This window comes from Chromobacterium sp. W521 (assembly GCF_052805975.1).
Genome location: NZ_JBRBAF010000015.1, coordinates 59,896 through 75,684, shown reverse-complemented (window position 1 = coordinate 75,684; position 15,789 = coordinate 59,896). Strand labels below are relative to the sequence as shown.

The window sequence follows — 15,789 nt, the reverse complement described above, 5'->3', positions numbered from 1 at the left end:
GGCAATGCCGTTTTGAATGGGATTCATCGTTCTTGGTTCGAAATGTTCAATATTTTGAACGAATGCATGCTAGTACCGGCGCGTGGACATTCGCAATGATTATTGACTGAATGTTGGCCAGCTGTTGGTTTGCGGCAACAGGGAAATCTGCCACGGGGACTGTTAAGACCTCTTTATGAGTATTAGAATTAGACGATATGGAAAACGATACCGAACAGATAAGACCCGCTTCAGATTCCAACTCGCCATCGCCGAAACCGCGCCGCCGCTGGCTGCGCTGGGCGGCGGTCCCCATTGTGTTGTTGGCCTTGTTCTGGGGGTTCCTGGGCTGGCTGGCGCCGGGCATGATCAGCGACGCGGCCTCCAAATGGGCGCAGGGCATAGGCCGCACGCTGAGCATGGGCGAGGTGAAGATCACGCCTTGGGAGATGTCGCTGGAGATAAGGGATCTCAAGCTGAGCGAGGGCGACGGCCGGCCGCTGTTCGCGGTGAAGCGGGCGTATCTGAACCTGGACCCGTCCATGCTACTGATCGGCCGCTGGCAGGCTCAGGAGTTTTCCTTGGACGAACCGAGGCTGGCCTTGGCGCGCAACCGTGCCGGTCAGTGGAACTGGGCCCATTTCGTCGCCGACGCCGCCGGGCCGGCCAAGCCCGAAGGCGGATCGGACAAGCTGCCGCGGCTGTTGATCAAGGCCTTGAACATCCGCAACGGCCAGGCGCAGTTGTCGGACCGGCTGGGCGGCGACGAGCGCTTCACCATGGTGCCGCTCAATCTGTCGCTGGTGGACCTGTCCACGCTGCCGGAAAACGGCAGCTACACGATGCAGGCGGCCTTGACCGACGGCACCCGTTTCAACTGGAAGGGCAGCATCAATCTGCAACCGCTGAAGTCCGACGGCGAGGCGCAGATGGCGGAGCTGCCGCTGGCCTCGATCTGGCCTTATGTGCAGCCGCATTTCAACACCGCAGCGCCGGAAGGCCGTTTGTCCGTGTCGGCGCGCTACCATTTTGAAATGTCCGGCAAAACGCCGGAGCTGACGGTGTCTCCGTTCCGCGCCAGCCTGCTGCGCTTCGCGTTGAAAGCGCCGGGTGGCCGCAGCGAACTGACGATTCCGGAAGTCCGCGTCGAAGGCGGCGCGCTGGACTTGGCGCGTTCAATGTTGAAAGTGCAGTCCATCGAGCTGGACCAGGGCCTGGCGATGGCCGGGCGCGACCGCGACGGAACGGTGGATTGGCAAAAGGCGATTCCGGCCGCGCCGGCTGTCGCCAAGCCTCAGCCGGCGGAAGCGCCGCTGCCGTGGTTGGTGAACATCGAGGCGATCAAGCTGCGCAACTGGCGCGTGAGCTACGCCGATCAGGGTTTCCGCCAGCCGCTGGCGCTGGAGGCCAAGCTGCCGCTGTTGTCCGGCCGCTTCGCCTTGTCGCCGGATCATGGCTTCGCGCTGACGGGCATGCTGGCGCGGCTGGACGAGCTCAAGCTGGGCGCGCAAGGCGCGGAACCGGTTTTGAGCATGGCCAGCGCGGAACTGGCGTCCAGCCAGTTATTGCAACAAGGCCGCCGCATCGAGCCGGGCAAGCTGACGCTGAGCGGCCTTGAGGCCAAGGTGGAGCGCGACCGCGCCGGCCAGATCAATCTGGCCCGCTTGTTCGAGTCCGCCGGCCGTGCCAAACCTGTCCCCCCGCCGACGCGCGCTCAGAGCGAGGCGGCGCCGGCCTGGAAATTCTCTTATCCGGAAATGGAGTTGCGCGACAGCCAGTTGAGCTGGACCGACCGCGGCCTGCCCAAACCGGTGAGCGTGGCCTTGTCCGGCCTGGGCGGCATGGTGGAGGTGGACGACGGCCAGCGGCTGGCGGTGGACCTGGCCGGCAAGCTCAACGGCGGCAAGCTGGCGGCCAAGGCCGATATCGACGCCTCCGCCGGAGCGCTCAAGGGCAAGTTGCGCGCTGACGGGGTGCAGCTGGCGCCGTTGGCGCCCTACGCCTTGAGCGGCACGCCGCTGCGTTTTGGCGGCGGCGCGCTGTCGGCGGATTTGAACCTGGATGTTGGCGCCCGCGGCTGGCGTGTCGGCGGCTCAGCCGGCGTGACGCGGCTGGCGGTGTACGAGCCGGGCGAGAAATTGCCCTTGCTGGGCTGGCGCGATCTGCAAGTACGCGGCCTCAGCGCCCAAGGCATGCCGCTGAAAGTGGCGATTAACGATGTGCGGCTGCAAGCGCCGGCGGGGCGACTAGTACTGGACGAGAAACGCGAGCTCAACGTGGCCCGGCTGTTTGCCGGCCAAGGGGGCGCCAAGCCGGCCGCGCCCAAGGCTAAGCCGGGGCCGCTGCCGTTGGTGGAGGTGAAGTCCATTCACGTGCAGGGAGGCCGGGTGCAGTTCGCCGACCACGGCATGAAACCGGACTTCGCCACCGATATGCACAATCTGCGAGGCTCCATCCAGAACCTGTCCACCCGCGCCAATCGGCGCGGCAACATCACGCTGGACGGCGACGTGGACCAGTTTGGCGACGTCAAGGTGCGCGGCGCGCTGTCGCCGCTGGCGCCCACCGACAACACCGACATCACGCTGGCCTTCCGCAATATCTCCATGGGCACGTTGAACCCGTATTCGATGAACTTCGCCGGCTGGCAGGTCAAGGACGGCCGCTTGTCGGTGGATCTGCGCTACCTGCTGGAGCAACGCCAGCTCAAGGGTGAGAACCGGGTGGTGATTGATTCCCTGCAACTGGGCGACGAGCTGCCGGACAGCGAGTACAAGGGCCCGCGGCTGCCGTTGCGGCTGGCGGTGGCTATTTTGGAGGACAGCGATAAACGCATCGATCTGGACTTGCCGGTGGCCGGGAGCCTGGACGATCCGCAGTTCAGCTACGGCAAGATCATCTGGAAAGCCATCGTCAACGTGGTGACCAAGGTGGTGACCGCGCCGTTCCGCGCATTGGGCGCCTTGCTGGGCGGCGAGGGCTTCGACGATATCCGCTTCGTGGCCGGCGAGGCCAATGTGACGCCGCCGGAGCGCGAGAAGCTGGTCAAGGTGGCTGGGCTGATGGTGAAGCGGCCCAAGTTGATGCTGTCGATCAGCGGCGGCTACAACGCCAACGCGGACCGCAAGGAGATGGCGCGCGCGCAAACCGATCTGGCGATCTTCGCCGCCGCCGGTCATCAGCTGGGAGCCGGCGAGCCGCTGCCGCAGCCGGACATGCAGGACGGCGAAATCCTGTCCGCGGTGAAATCGGTGTACGGCAAGCAGATCGGCCGCTTCAAGCTGCTGGGCCACACGCTGAAGCCGGGCGGACCGTCCGGAGCGGCCTTGGGCAAGCTGTTGCGGGACGAGTTGATCGCCGCGCAGAACATCACCGACGCCAGCCTGCAGCAATTGGCCAAGCAACGCGCCGCCAATGCGCGCGCGGCCATGATCAAGACCGACCCGGCCCTGCAGGAACGCATCCAGTTGGGCGAGCCGGTCAAGGTCTCCGCCGGCCGCGACGGCGTGCCGCTGGAGGTGAAACTGAAGACGCCGTGAGGCGACGGCCGCGCGTCGTGTTTTTGCCCATGACAATAGGGAAAAACGGCGGCGGGGTGGAATAGCGCTTGATATGTGTCAACGAACGGCGTAACTACATATAGTGTAATACGCCGTTTTTCTTTTCCAGATGTTGCGTATTGGACGTGTCGAAACCTTTTGCGGCCCACACGGTCCATTGCATGCTGGAAGGGGGCCGCCCTGGCCGCCGCAGGCCGCAACTCAAGAGGAACCGGGAACCATGAAGCAGGAAAACATCGCCGCCATGACCGAGCAGGATATCTCCCGCGAGGTATTGCTGGAAAAATACGCCAAGAACGGCGAACACAGCGTGAGCGAAGTGCGCCTGCGCGTGGCCAAGGCGCTGGCGGCGCTGGAAAGCGACCCGGCGCGTTTCGAGCCGCTGTTCTATCAAGCGCTGGAAAACGGCTTTATTCCCGGCGGCCGCATCAATTCCGCCGCCGGCACCGATTTGCGCGCCACCTTGATCAATTGCTTTGTGCAGCCGGTGGGCGATTCGGTGTCCGAAACCGAAAACGGCAAGGTGGGCATTTACGAGGCGCTGCTGCAGGCCGCGGAAACCATGCGCCGCGGCGGCGGCGTCGGCTACAACTTCTCGCGCATCCGCCCCAAGGGCGCGCGGGTCAAGGGCACCAACAGCCGCGCGTCCGGCCCGGTGTCCTATATGCGGGTGTTCGACCGCAGCTGCGAGACGGTGGAGTCCGCCGGCGCGCGTCGCGGCGCGCAGATGGGGGTGCTGGATATTTCTCACCCGGACGTGGAGGAATTCATCCACGCCAAGGACCAGGGCGATTTGCGCAATTTCAACATCTCGGTGGGCGTGTCCGACGACTTCATGCGCGCCGTGGAAGCGGACGCCGCCTGGGAACTGACCCATGCGGTGGAGCCCTCGTCCGACGCCTTCCCCGGCAGCTACCAGCGCGAGGACGGCCTGTGGGTCTACCGCGCCGTGCCGGCGCGTGAACTGTGGCGGCAGATCATGGCTTCCACCTATGACCACGCCGAGCCGGGCGTGCTGTTCATGACCCGCATCAACCAGGACAACAATCTGTCCTATTGCGAGGTGATTGAATCCACCAACCCCTGCGGCGAGCAGCCGCTGCCGGATTACGGCTGCTGCGACCTGGGCTCCATCAATTTGTGCCGCCATGTGCGCCAGCCGTTTGGCGATAAGCCCAGCTTTGATTTCAAGAGCTTCGAGAAAGTGGTGCGCATGTCGGTGCGCATGCTGGACAATGTGCTGGACCTGACCGTGTGGCCGCTGGAGGAGCAGCAGCGCGAGGCCCAGGCCAAGCGCCGCGTCGGCCTGGGCTTCACCGGCCTGGGCGACGCGCTGATCATGCTGAAGATACGCTATGACAGCGAGGAGGGCCGCCGTTTCGCCAGCCGCATTTCCGAGGCGATGCGTGACGCCGCCTACGACGCCTCCGTGGATCTCGCCATCGAGAAAGGCGGTTTTCCGCTGTTCGACGCCGACGCCTACCTGGCCGCTCCGCATTGCGCCAGCCGTTTGCCGGAGGCGATCAAGGCGCGCATCCGCAAGCATGGCATTCGCAACTCGCACCTCTTGTCCATCGCGCCCACTGGCACCATTTCGCTGGCCTTCGCCGACAATGCCTCGAACGGCATCGAGCCGCCGTTCTCCTGGTTCTACACCCGCAAGAAGCGCATGGCCGACGGCAGCCAGCAGGAATATCTGGTGGAAGACCACGCCTACCGCGTCTACCGGATGCAGGGCGGGGACACCAACGCCCTGCCGGACTACTTCGTCTCCGCGCTGGAAATGAGCGCGCTGGACCATATGCGCATGGTGGCGGCGGTGGCGCCCTATATCGACACCGCCATCTCCAAGACGGTGAACGTGCCGGGCGATTATCCGTTCGACGATTTCGAAAGCCTGTATCTGGAAGCCTGGCGCGCCGGACTGAAGGGGATTACCACCTACCGGCCCAACAGCGTGCTGGGTTCGGTGTTGTCGGTGGAGCCGGCCAAGCCCAGCGCCGCCACGCCGCAGGACTTGTCCGGCAGCGGCGACGGCGATCCGGACCGCCGCGTGGTGCTCAACACCGCGCCGACGCCGGCCTTGTCCAGCTTGAAGTGGCCTAACCGGCCCAAGCTGAAGGAAGGCAACCCGTCGTGGACGTTCATGGTGGAAGGGGACGCCGGCGACTTCGCCGTGGTGGTGGGCCATGTGGAGAACGGCCGAGTGTCGCCGTTTGAATGCTGGGTCAACGCCACCGAGGAACAACGCGGGCTGGGCGCGGTGGCTAAAACCCTGTCCATGGACATGCGTTGCCGCGATCACGGCTGGCTGGCCGCCAAGCTGGATGCGTTGTCGCACACCAACGGCGACAAACGCTATGTATTCGACCTGGGCGAGCGCACCGTCTACGCCACCTCGGCCTCGGCGGCCCTGGGCCAGGTGGTGCGCCACCGCGTCGAGCAACTAGGGGCGTTGCCGGCGGATCAAAACGAGCCGACGCCGGTGATGGACGCGCTGTTCGCGCGCAAGGAGCCTAAATCCGGAACCGACGGCACCATGAGTTGGTCGGTGGACGTCAGCAACCCGCAAACCGGCGACGACTTTGTGCTCTTCATCAAGGAACTGGTGCTGCCCAACGGCCAGCGCCGGCCGTATTCGATGTGGCTGGCCGGCGCTTACCCGCGAGAGCTGGACGGCCTGTGCAAGATGCTGAGCCTGGACATGCGGGTGATAGACCCGGCCTGGATCGGCCTCAAGTTGCGGAAGCTGCTGAGCTACGCCGAGCCGCAGGGCGATTTCTTCGCCCGCATCCCCGGCGTGGAGAAGTCGCAGAGCTGGCCGTCCACCGTCGCCTATCTGGCGCAACTGATCATCCATCGCTACGCGATGCTGGGGGTGTTGACCGAGGAGGGCGTGCCGCTGGAAGAGATGGGGGTGATGGTGCCTGAGCAAAGCGACCTGTTCAGCCCGGAAGCCAGCGCCGCCTTGAAACAGGTGCCGGGCAAGCCCTGCCCGGAGTGCGGCAACCACGCCTTGATCAAGAAGGATGGCTGCGAGTTTTGCACCGCCTGCGGTCACGTAGGCGCTTGCGGTTGAGCTTGAGACGGGTTGATTGACGACAATGGTGTGAGTGACAGCATAAGCTGCGACTTTGCCACCATAAGCTGCGACTTTTGCCGCCATAAGCTGCGACTAAAGATATTTTCGCTTCCGCTGTAGTTTTATGACAATGACCTAATGTCTTTTGGTCGTGGGGCATTTTCTTGTTGGCGATGGATTTCCCCGCGAGAAAAAGCTCGGCAACCCAAAGGATGCGCCGAGCTGATTGAAAGTTCACCTGCTGGCACTGGAGAGGGGCCAGAGGCCAAGGTTCTAAGTATTGACGGCGACAAGTATCAGGCTTAGCACCTCAGCGTGCGGGTCTTGCATTGATCCCGGGATTGGCTTCGAAGGCCAGAACCGACAGCAGGTGACCGGCCTGTTGCGGACATACGGAGTCGCTAAATCTTCTGCTCAAAGTGCGGCTGGTGTGAATTGAAATGCTGCCCTCAACATTTAGTTCAACGGCGGCCGAACGATGCGCTCAATTCAGAGCGTCGAGCGATTTTAGGCATCCGCTGTAACGTACTGTTAGGCGAAGTCAGAACGGTAACCGGAACTATATATCAGTAAATTGTTCATCATGCTGATGATTTATCTGGGGAAAATCGTCATGAGAAGACGGCGTAGTAAAGATCGCTTGTGTAAAGTACTTAGTCTTTCGACTAGTAGTGGTCATCTAGTTGAGAGGTTCACTGCTGACGCTCGACGTAGCCTAGAGGCTGTTCATCGGCCTTTTCGGCCATTCGGTCTCGCTGAGGTGAACGACAGGTTTGAGAGGTTGAGCTGACTTTTCCGTGACTACGAAAAATGTGGCGATTTGGTCTAGGCTACCCAAATCGACAATGGGCCGAAGATGGCGCGCGTCATGCTTTCGAAACCTATGGCAACTGCGCGGTTCCCTACCATTGCGACCGGTGAGGATCCTGGCATTTGTGCCCGGCTAATAGGTACACACCCGGACATTACTGCCACGACTGCTCGAAGCAGGCCTACGCCTCAGAAGATGCTGTCGAGTTACGTGCTCTCATTCTGGAACGAAAGCAAGGAACCTTGCTTAGTGTGTATGAGTGCCCCTACGGTGAAGGGTGGCACCTGATGAGCAAGGTTTGAATATAGTGTGTAACGGGGTGGGTCGTACTTGACTCGCTCCACTTCGATGCCGCGGCAGTGAAGTCGGAGGAGGAGCGTGTACTGAATTTTGTGTAAATTAACATTTGTAGAGCACTATGTGGCCGGGCGGCGTTGTAATCGAGACGTCAAGCCTCAATTTTCAGCCGGACTTCAAGCAGATTAGGGAATGATCCACATCAATCCAGACGGCTTCCCAGTCCCAGGTATCGATCACTGTCAGGGTCCGAATCCGCCTGCCATTCCATAGGATATCGACGGCGAAGTCCATCGACTCGCTCGGAGATCCGGTGGCGAGCCATCAACTGCTTGGCCGCTGCACACCGAGCAGCAGGCCTACTTAGTTTTTTCAAGCACTTCTTTCAGCATCTCGATTTCGAGCGCCTGGTTGGCTACCAAGCGCTTCAGCTGGGCGTTTTCTTCCTCTAGGGAAGGGCTGAACAAGCGGCCGCGCGAACAGAAATGCAATTTCTCGCAGGTACTTCAACTGCTATAAATCCGCTGATTTCAGACCGCCCGACATGAGGATGACCGGACGTCTCTGGTCATCTCCCTTTCAGCCACCCGCCAGTAAGCCCTTTCGCGCCAACCAGATGTTCGCCAGCCCGAACAGCGTCATCAGTTGTGCGGTGTTCTTCTTCAAACCGCGGTAGCGTGTTTTCAGGTAGTCAAACTGCTGCTTGATGACCCCAAACGGATGCTCCACTTTGGCCCGAATCTTGGCTATGACCGTTTCTCCCAGCTGGATCTGCCGGTCATCGGCAGAATCGGTCAGCACTTTGCGCTGGCCGGGCCTCATTGCGATCCACCAGCGCAATGCTCACAATTGGTGTTCGGCTCGCTTGTGCACGCCAGTAAAGCCGGCGTCGCCAAACACATCGACCTCCTCGTCGTGCAGCAACTGATGGACCACCGTGACATCCGCCACATGGGGGGCGGTGCCGGCCACGTGATGCACCAGGCCGGACTGGGCATCGACGCCGATATGGGTCTTCATGCCAAAGTATCACTGATTGCCCTTCCTGGTTTGATGCATGTCCGGATCGCGCTTGCCATGGGCATTCTTGGTCCAGCTGGGCACGTGGATCAGGGTGGCATCGACGATGGTACCTTGCTTCAACATCAGCCCTTTGTCGCAGAGATGCTGATGGATGGCAGCAAACAGGGCGTGGGTCAGCTGGTGCTTCTCCGTAAGATGGCGGAAGTTCAGCAGGGTAGTTTCGTTTGGGATGGCATCCAGGGAGAGGCTGGCGAACTGGCGTATGGAGGCGATCTCGTACAAGCTTTCCTCCATGGCGGGATCGGACAGGCTGTACCACTGCTGTAGGCAGTAGACGCGCAGCATGGCGGACAACGGGTAGGGTCGGTGACCGTTGCCGGGCTTGGGGTAAACCGGAGCGATGACCGCTTCGAGCTGAGCCCAAGGCATGACCTGATCCATCTTGGCCAGGAGGATTTCGCGGTGGATGCGTTTTTTCTTGGTGGCGAATTCGAGATCGGTGAAGGTCAGTTACTGTCGCATGGCGGCGTCCTGAGTCAGGTTGGGGTTGAATGTGATTTACGGGAAGGCTGAGGACTTGTTCAGTCCCTCCCTCGCTGCTTCAGCGCTTGGCCTCCGACACTTCCATGCCGTCAAACTTACTGCGCTAGTTGTAGAACGTCGCATCGGAGATACCGTGCTTACGCTACAGCTAAGCTACTGGGAAGCCGGCCTCGGCTTCCTTAAGGATGGCAATGATCTGTGCTCTGGTATATCGAGGCTTCCGCTCGAGAGGCTCCTTTAGCTTTCTTATGTTTGGTATACCTGTCGGGGGGAAGGTCAGGGCGATTCACTGAACAGTCCAGGAAAATTTAAGTGTTCACCGATTTTTTTTTGCGAGAAAAAGACAATAATTATTGTAATGCTTGCGAACATGCTAAGCAGACTAAATCTTGGATCATCTCCCTTGTAGTAGTTAGTCCCCACTTTAAGGGAGGCGTTGCCTCCCTTTTTTTTTATTTTTTATTAAGTAATAAAATGCATAAAAAATCAAATGATTTAATCTTAATGGTTTTAAAAAAACAACTAGAAGTTATTGCCGATGAGGGGGGGTATATATCTGCAAAGCTTTTATACCTATCTGATGCGATATTAAGATCGGGCCATCAAAAATTCAAACCAATTGCGCTCACCTCTGAAGGAACTAAAGTAATTTATAAAGTTGCGACAGGTACAACATTTCAAAATGATAGTGTTGTTTTCTTGACTAAACAAGAGATTTCATTGTTACTAACACATTTGACAAGCCTAAACTCTTAGGATCGCAAAACCCAAATAAGGGCAAGCTATAAGGAGCAAGTTAGCCCAGTAATTTACGAATGGCTGTCATTATCACATTTTTTTCAGATTGCGTTAAGTATATATATTTATTTCCAGCTGAATGATCAACGCATTTTTTTAAGGCTTGAATTGCCTTTAAACCGGATTTTGTTTCGAAGAGCTCTGACTGTTTTAATAGCTTATCAAGCTCTTCTAGCTCTTGTACTTTAAAAATAGATTTTTGATGACACCTCTTAACAAAGTAATTGTTCACAGCATGGCCCATATGATCAACCCAAATCCCTAAATAAAATTTAATTATAAAGAAAATCTCTAGCTTGTCGTTCAGGGAATACTTAAAAAGCGGTTTGTGTAGTCGTTTTTGTAGTTGTAAAAAATTTTATTGCCGGCAAAAAAATTTTTGCTAATATTAATATATCTAGGTCAAAATTTAGCTGACGCAGCCATGATAAATAAAATTTATGAAAATATAAATATAATGCGCACATCTGCGTACTGGATATGTGCAGTATTTTCATTGTTGCTTTTTTTGTCCTTGATTTATATTTTGAAGCAAGAAAATAATCAACAAAAGCATTCTTTAGAAAAGCAATTTATTTCATATGAAGAAAAAATCAAATCTAACCTAGAGCAGAGAGAAAACACTATACTTAGCTTTAAATACACTTTGGAAGAACTTAATGCAAGTAAATTTGCACCTGTTCATCTAATTAAAAAAAATATAACGATTGAAAAAGCAGAAAAATCTGGGTACGCATTTTTTCCTTTAATACTCAAAGAAAAAAGTAAAAAAAACCAAAGCAATGATTTAGATGCTTTTGCTGCCATGGTATTTTTTATCTATGGAGTAGAAGAACATAGGTTTAAGTATATTCAAAATATGTATTTATTGGATATTAATAGTGGCGACGTTGTTTTTTTTCCTTTCTATATAAAGCAAGGTAAAAAAATAGCAAAAAACGACAGCGAAAAAAAAATACTTTTAAAGAGGTTAAGTGACACTTATAAATCAAATGAAAATATTTCATATTTTATTGATCATCCTAATAGTGTAGTAAGCTTTCCTCCAGATATAGGAATGACTGGGTTATCAAAAATCACTATGATGACAGCAATCCATTCAAAAAGTGGAGTAGATGCTTATTTAGTGATAGATTTTTCTGCGGATTCCATCTGGCGTGGAGTAGATTTACATCATGGTCTTTTGTCCTTAGTTTCACCTAACTCAGGATATACCCTTTCTAAAAAAAGTAACGTTTCACCAGAAAGTAATTCGCAAAATAATTTTTACTTGTTTTTTGATTTCGTAGAAAAAATAGATGCATACTTAAATAAAAAACTAAAGAATTATAGTATAGAAACAACCCTACAGCCATATGGCTGGAGGTTGAGTTATACTCAAAATCTTGATTTGATTAAGCACGGAGCAGAAGCCGGAATACATTGGTTGTTTTTGATATTTCTGCTAATTTCTCTAATTTTGTTAGTCTTTGCTATATTAATAGAAAAAAAAATACTAAAGCCAAGTTTAATTAGTACTAAGCTTTTGGAAGATACCTTAATTTTAAATGATAAGCTGTTCCAGCTTGCACCAGTTGGGTTATATGTTTTTGAAAAAAATAGTAATAAAGAGCTCAAGTCAAATGCTTCTGCTAAAGAGTTTTTAAAAAATATAACAGAGGCAGAAAAAAACTATTTTTTTATTAAAATCGCGGACGAGCTTAATAAAATATCCAACCAAACTTATACTGGTCAAATTACTTTTCAAACATTGCTTAATGAAGAAGTGGTTTGGGAAGTTAAGGCTGTCGAAATTAAACAAGACAACTTTCCTGCTATTTTTTGTGTTTTACGCGACATTAGCGAAATTATAAAAAAACAAAAAGCGTTAAATACATTGGCGCTAAAAGCAGATGCTTCAAATAAAGCGAAATCATTATTTTTGGCGACAATAAGCCACGAGATTAGAACCCCGCTAGGTAGTGTAATAAATGGCTTGGAGTTGCTGAGCTATTCCACATTAACAAAAGCACAAAAAAATCAATTAGATCTAGTTGCTCAATCATCTTTAATGTTATATGCCCTTATTAACGATATTTTAGATTTTAGTAAACTAGAAGCTGGTTCTATTTCGATTAAGAAAGAACTGTGTGATGCTAGGGCTGTAGTTGAGATGTGCGTGCAACGGCTACTACATATGGCAAAAAATAAAGCGTTGGATATATTTTGTTTTATAGATCCAAAATTTCCTTCAGAAGTTTCTATAGATAAAATGCGCTTTGAGCAAATAATAAATAATCTACTTAGTAATGCTATTAAATTCACTGAAAAAGGGCGCGTTGCAGTTTTTTTAAACTTTCATAAAGAGTCAGATGGTGATGGTATTATTTATTTAAAAGTTGCAGATACTGGAATAGGGATTTCACCTCAAGAAAAAGAAAAGCTATTTCAGCCATTTGTGCAAATAGAAAACGAGCTTCAAAATTACCACCCTGGAACTGGGCTTGGGCTGTCGATTTGCTCGAAATTAACAGAGTTGCTTCATGGCAAATTAAAAATACTTAGTGAAGTTGGACTTGGTACATCAGTAACTGTATCTATTCCTGCGGAAATGCAAACAGGGCAAGTTGAAAAAAAATTACAGGGTATATCTGTCGGGTTACTGTTATCTAATGATTTTGAGTTTCAATATTATGTAAAGGAATTACTGGAGTCTTTTGGTGCTTTTGCTGTATTAATCAATTCTAACGATATACCAAATGATTTAGACGTACTTCTTTGTGATGAAAAAAAAGAATACAGGGAGAAAGAAGTTGATATCGTATTATCTCAAAATGCGCCCTTGCAACCTGACTGGAATGAAAATCCAATTTATGTTTCTTTTTTCTCTCGAGAAGCCATTGTACAAAGCATCCGAGTTGCAGCTGGATTAGATTTACTAGAATCAAGTAGTGAAGAGAAAAAAGATTTTTCTAAAGTTAACCAATCTTTAAAAGTGTTAGTCGCAGAGGATCATGTAATTAGCCAGCAAATAATTAAACAGCAGTTGGAACTGCTAAATCAAAAAGTTTTTATTGTTGGTAATGGCAAAGAAGCTTTGTCAGTTTTGAGCAAGAAAAAAATTGATCTAATCCTAACAGATATTCATATGCCTGTCATGAATGGCTTTGAGTTATCTGCGCTAGTTCAAAGCCTTGATCCAGCCCCGCCTGTTTATGGGATGACTGCCGATTTAAATGAAGAGGTTCAATTTGAGGCAGAAAAAGCTGGTATGTCATCGTGCTTTTCTAAGCCATTAAATCTAGATCAATTGGCAGGGATATTAAAAACCATCTCTGAAAACATGTTTGTGCCAACGCAAATTATAAATCAAGGTTTTAATTTTGACGAAAAAACATCTGCTGCGCTTAAAGAAGATATATTGTTTTTAGATGCAGCATTATCGGCAAATGATCAAAGCTGTTTTATTTCGAGATTGCATTCACTAGTAGGGGCTTTGTCTGTGATGGGAGCGTCTACCACCGCAATCCAAGCTGAAAAATTATTGAAAAAGTCGCAGATATCTAATGGCTTTGTTAAAAGGGCAGATTGGGAAAGTCTTAAAGAAAACATAATTGCATTGCTAGTGGAGAAGTAAATGTCGGCTGATTTTTTAGTTGTGTTTTTTAAAGGTAAAACATATGATCAAAATAATAGTCGCAGATGATCACCCTATCGTGTCTAATGGTTTGCAAAGCATGATAGAGCGAGATATTCAAATGAAAGTTGTTGGATTAGCTGAAAATTCGACTGTCTTATTTGGGTTGCTAAAAGAAAAAGAATGTCATGTAATAGTTGTTGATTACTCTATGCCAGGAGATCAAAAACAGACGGATGGAATGGAGATGCTTAAGCAGTTGCGTATGAAACATGCGGACAAAGCACTAGTACTTTTTACTACAATGGACAACCCTGGCATTATCGCTAGTTTAATAAAATTTGGAATATCAACAATTGTTAGTAAAAAAGATCCCTTGGATTATTTACATGCAGCGATTATCAGTGCTGTTAATGGGCGATCCTTTATTTCCCCTAGTATTAGTCAGCTTTTTAGTGTCGGCTCAACAGGCGAAGATAGTGGAGGAATAAAACTATCCAAAAGAGAACTAGAGGTTTTAAGGCTTTGTGCTCAAGGATTAACACTTGTAAGCATAGCGCGCCGTTTAAATAGAAGTGATAGGACTATCAGCTCTCAAAAAAGTATAGCAATGAGAAAGCTGGGATTAAGAAATGATTACGAACTATATCAATATGCAATTTCTACAGGGTTAATAGAGAAGAAATAATTGATCTCTATGCTAAATAAAGTTTTTGAGTGGTGTAAAAATGATTTTTATTTGAGGTTTGTATGGAAGCAAAAAAAATTTTATCTTCTATGACTTTGACAGAGTTAAGATTGTTGTATGTTGAAGTGGAGGCTGAAATAATTTCTAAGGCAAAAAAAGATAAATGCATTGCCGGGAATTTAAATTTAAGTGAAAAAAATAACTATGCAGAGCATAGTGAGAGATTTAAACCCAAAAAAAGCTATATTTGAAAAATAAATATCAAAATATATGTAAACCAAAACAAACTTGGGGGGCGGCGGGCCAGACGCTAAAGCCACTAACAAAAAACGACAGGACAAGTTTGTGCCAAAGCTTGTCAGACGGGTATGACACCTACTTGTTTCACAGAAGCTATGGAAATTGTAATAACTGCTGCTTACCATGATAGCTCACTGTCGTGGTAAAGGCCCATGCTCGTTTGGATGATTGATTCGCTCTATACAGCATCCTAAATTGCCCTCACCGCGGGTGTTCCATGGGAGGAGCTACGTCAGGAATTGGGCTTCGGCACGGAAATGACTTACTGGCAACTTTCAATGACCTTGTGAACCCGTACCCGTTTGGATGATCGGTCCGCTCTGAACGGCATCCTATTTGTCCTCACCACGGGTATCCCATGGGAGGACCTGTCACAGGAGCTGGGCTTCGGCAACGGCATGACCTGCTGGCGACGACTACGGGATTAGCAGCTCCAAGGTCTCTGGGAGCAGCTTCATCTGGTACGTAGCTTCGACAATGCGTCCAGATTGATTAGAGTCGTGCCAGCATCGACGGGGCGAGTGTCGCCAGCCCCCTCCGAGGAGCCTGCAAGCTGGGCCTAACCCCACCGACTGGGGCAAGCGCGGTAGCAAACGGCACATCGTCGTAGATCGCCGTGGCCTGCCATTGGCGCTGTGTATTACTGGAGCCAACCAGCATGACTCAATAGTGTTTGAGTCATTGATCGATGCCAGCCCGGCCATCCCCGGTTTACCGGGCCAGCTACAGAAACAGCATGACCAGCTACACCCCGACAAGGCTACGACTACCTTCGACGACGAGGCATCCAGGCCCGAATTGCTCGTCGAAGCGTTGAAAATAGCGAGAAGCTTGGGTGGTATCGCTGGGTGGTTAAGTGAAGGCACGCGTGGCTGGCGGGTTTTGGCAAATTGCGTATTCGTTTTGAACGTCGGCTCGATACGCATTATGTTGAAGCTGGCTTGTTGCCTGATTTACATACGCTTTATCGAGAAATTTTGTTAGTGGCTCTTTGAGTCTGTTCACGATCTTTTTGTCCTGAGATAATTGCTGGATGCGAAGAAGCCATTATCCAAGACGCGAACGGTGCATGCCTACTTGACCGTTGGAGTG

At 51.7% G+C, this 15,789-nt stretch carries 7 protein-coding genes and 2 pseudogenes; 7 read left to right on the top strand and 2 right to left on the bottom strand.

From position 1 onward, the window contains the following. Positions 1-197 precede the first annotated feature (197 nt). Together ACUXV1_RS20395 and ACUXV1_RS20390 are read left to right on the top strand one after the other, a co-directional pair. The gene (locus ACUXV1_RS20395) at positions 198-3,518 is read left to right on the top strand and encodes a DUF748 domain-containing protein (RefSeq protein WP_446016350.1); all 3,321 of its coding nucleotides are present in this window, start codon (positions 198-200) and stop codon (positions 3,516-3,518) included. Between the two features lie 241 nt (positions 3,519-3,759). Next, positions 3,760-6,618, top strand: a complete 2,859-nt coding sequence (locus tag ACUXV1_RS20390; RefSeq protein WP_043638973.1) for an adenosylcobalamin-dependent ribonucleoside-diphosphate reductase — start codon at positions 3,760-3,762, stop codon at positions 6,616-6,618. A 1,690-nt stretch (positions 6,619-8,308) separates the two neighbouring features. Here the strand turns inward: ACUXV1_RS20390 and ACUXV1_RS20385 are convergent. Then, a pseudogene (locus ACUXV1_RS20385) lies at positions 8,309-9,262 on the bottom strand (IS5 family transposase). A 345-nt stretch (positions 9,263-9,607) separates the two neighbouring features. Here ACUXV1_RS20385 and ACUXV1_RS20380 point away from each other — a divergent pair. Beyond that, the gene (locus tag ACUXV1_RS20380; RefSeq protein ID WP_446016349.1) at positions 9,608-10,051 is read left to right on the top strand and encodes a hypothetical protein; all 444 of its coding nucleotides are present in this window, start codon (positions 9,608-9,610) and stop codon (positions 10,049-10,051) included. A gap of 40 nt (positions 10,052-10,091) precedes the next feature. On the opposite strand, the gene ACUXV1_RS20375 is transcribed toward ACUXV1_RS20380, so the two are convergent. Next, positions 10,092-10,337, bottom strand: a complete 246-nt coding sequence (locus ACUXV1_RS20375) for a hypothetical protein (protein WP_446016840.1) — start codon at positions 10,335-10,337, stop codon at positions 10,092-10,094. 117 nt (positions 10,338-10,454) lie between these two features. Here ACUXV1_RS20375 and ACUXV1_RS20370 point away from each other — a divergent pair, with 117 nt between their 5' ends. The 4 genes and pseudogenes from ACUXV1_RS20370 to ACUXV1_RS20355 form a co-directional block, all read left to right on the top strand. After that, positions 10,455-13,709: an ATP-binding protein gene (locus ACUXV1_RS20370; RefSeq protein WP_446016347.1), complete on the top strand. Its 3,255-nt coding sequence runs from the start codon at positions 10,455-10,457 to the stop codon at positions 13,707-13,709. 43 nt (positions 13,710-13,752) lie between these two features. Continuing rightward, positions 13,753-14,397, top strand: coding sequence for a response regulator (locus ACUXV1_RS20365; protein WP_446016345.1), 645 nt, complete (start codon positions 13,753-13,755; stop codon positions 14,395-14,397). 62 nt (positions 14,398-14,459) lie between these two features. After that, the gene (locus tag ACUXV1_RS20360; RefSeq protein ID WP_446016344.1) at positions 14,460-14,648 is read left to right on the top strand and encodes a hypothetical protein; all 189 of its coding nucleotides are present in this window, start codon (positions 14,460-14,462) and stop codon (positions 14,646-14,648) included. Between the two features lie 342 nt (positions 14,649-14,990). Further along, a pseudogene (locus ACUXV1_RS20355) lies at positions 14,991-15,681 on the top strand (IS5 family transposase); the annotation flags it as partial. Positions 15,682-15,789 lie beyond the last annotated feature (108 nt).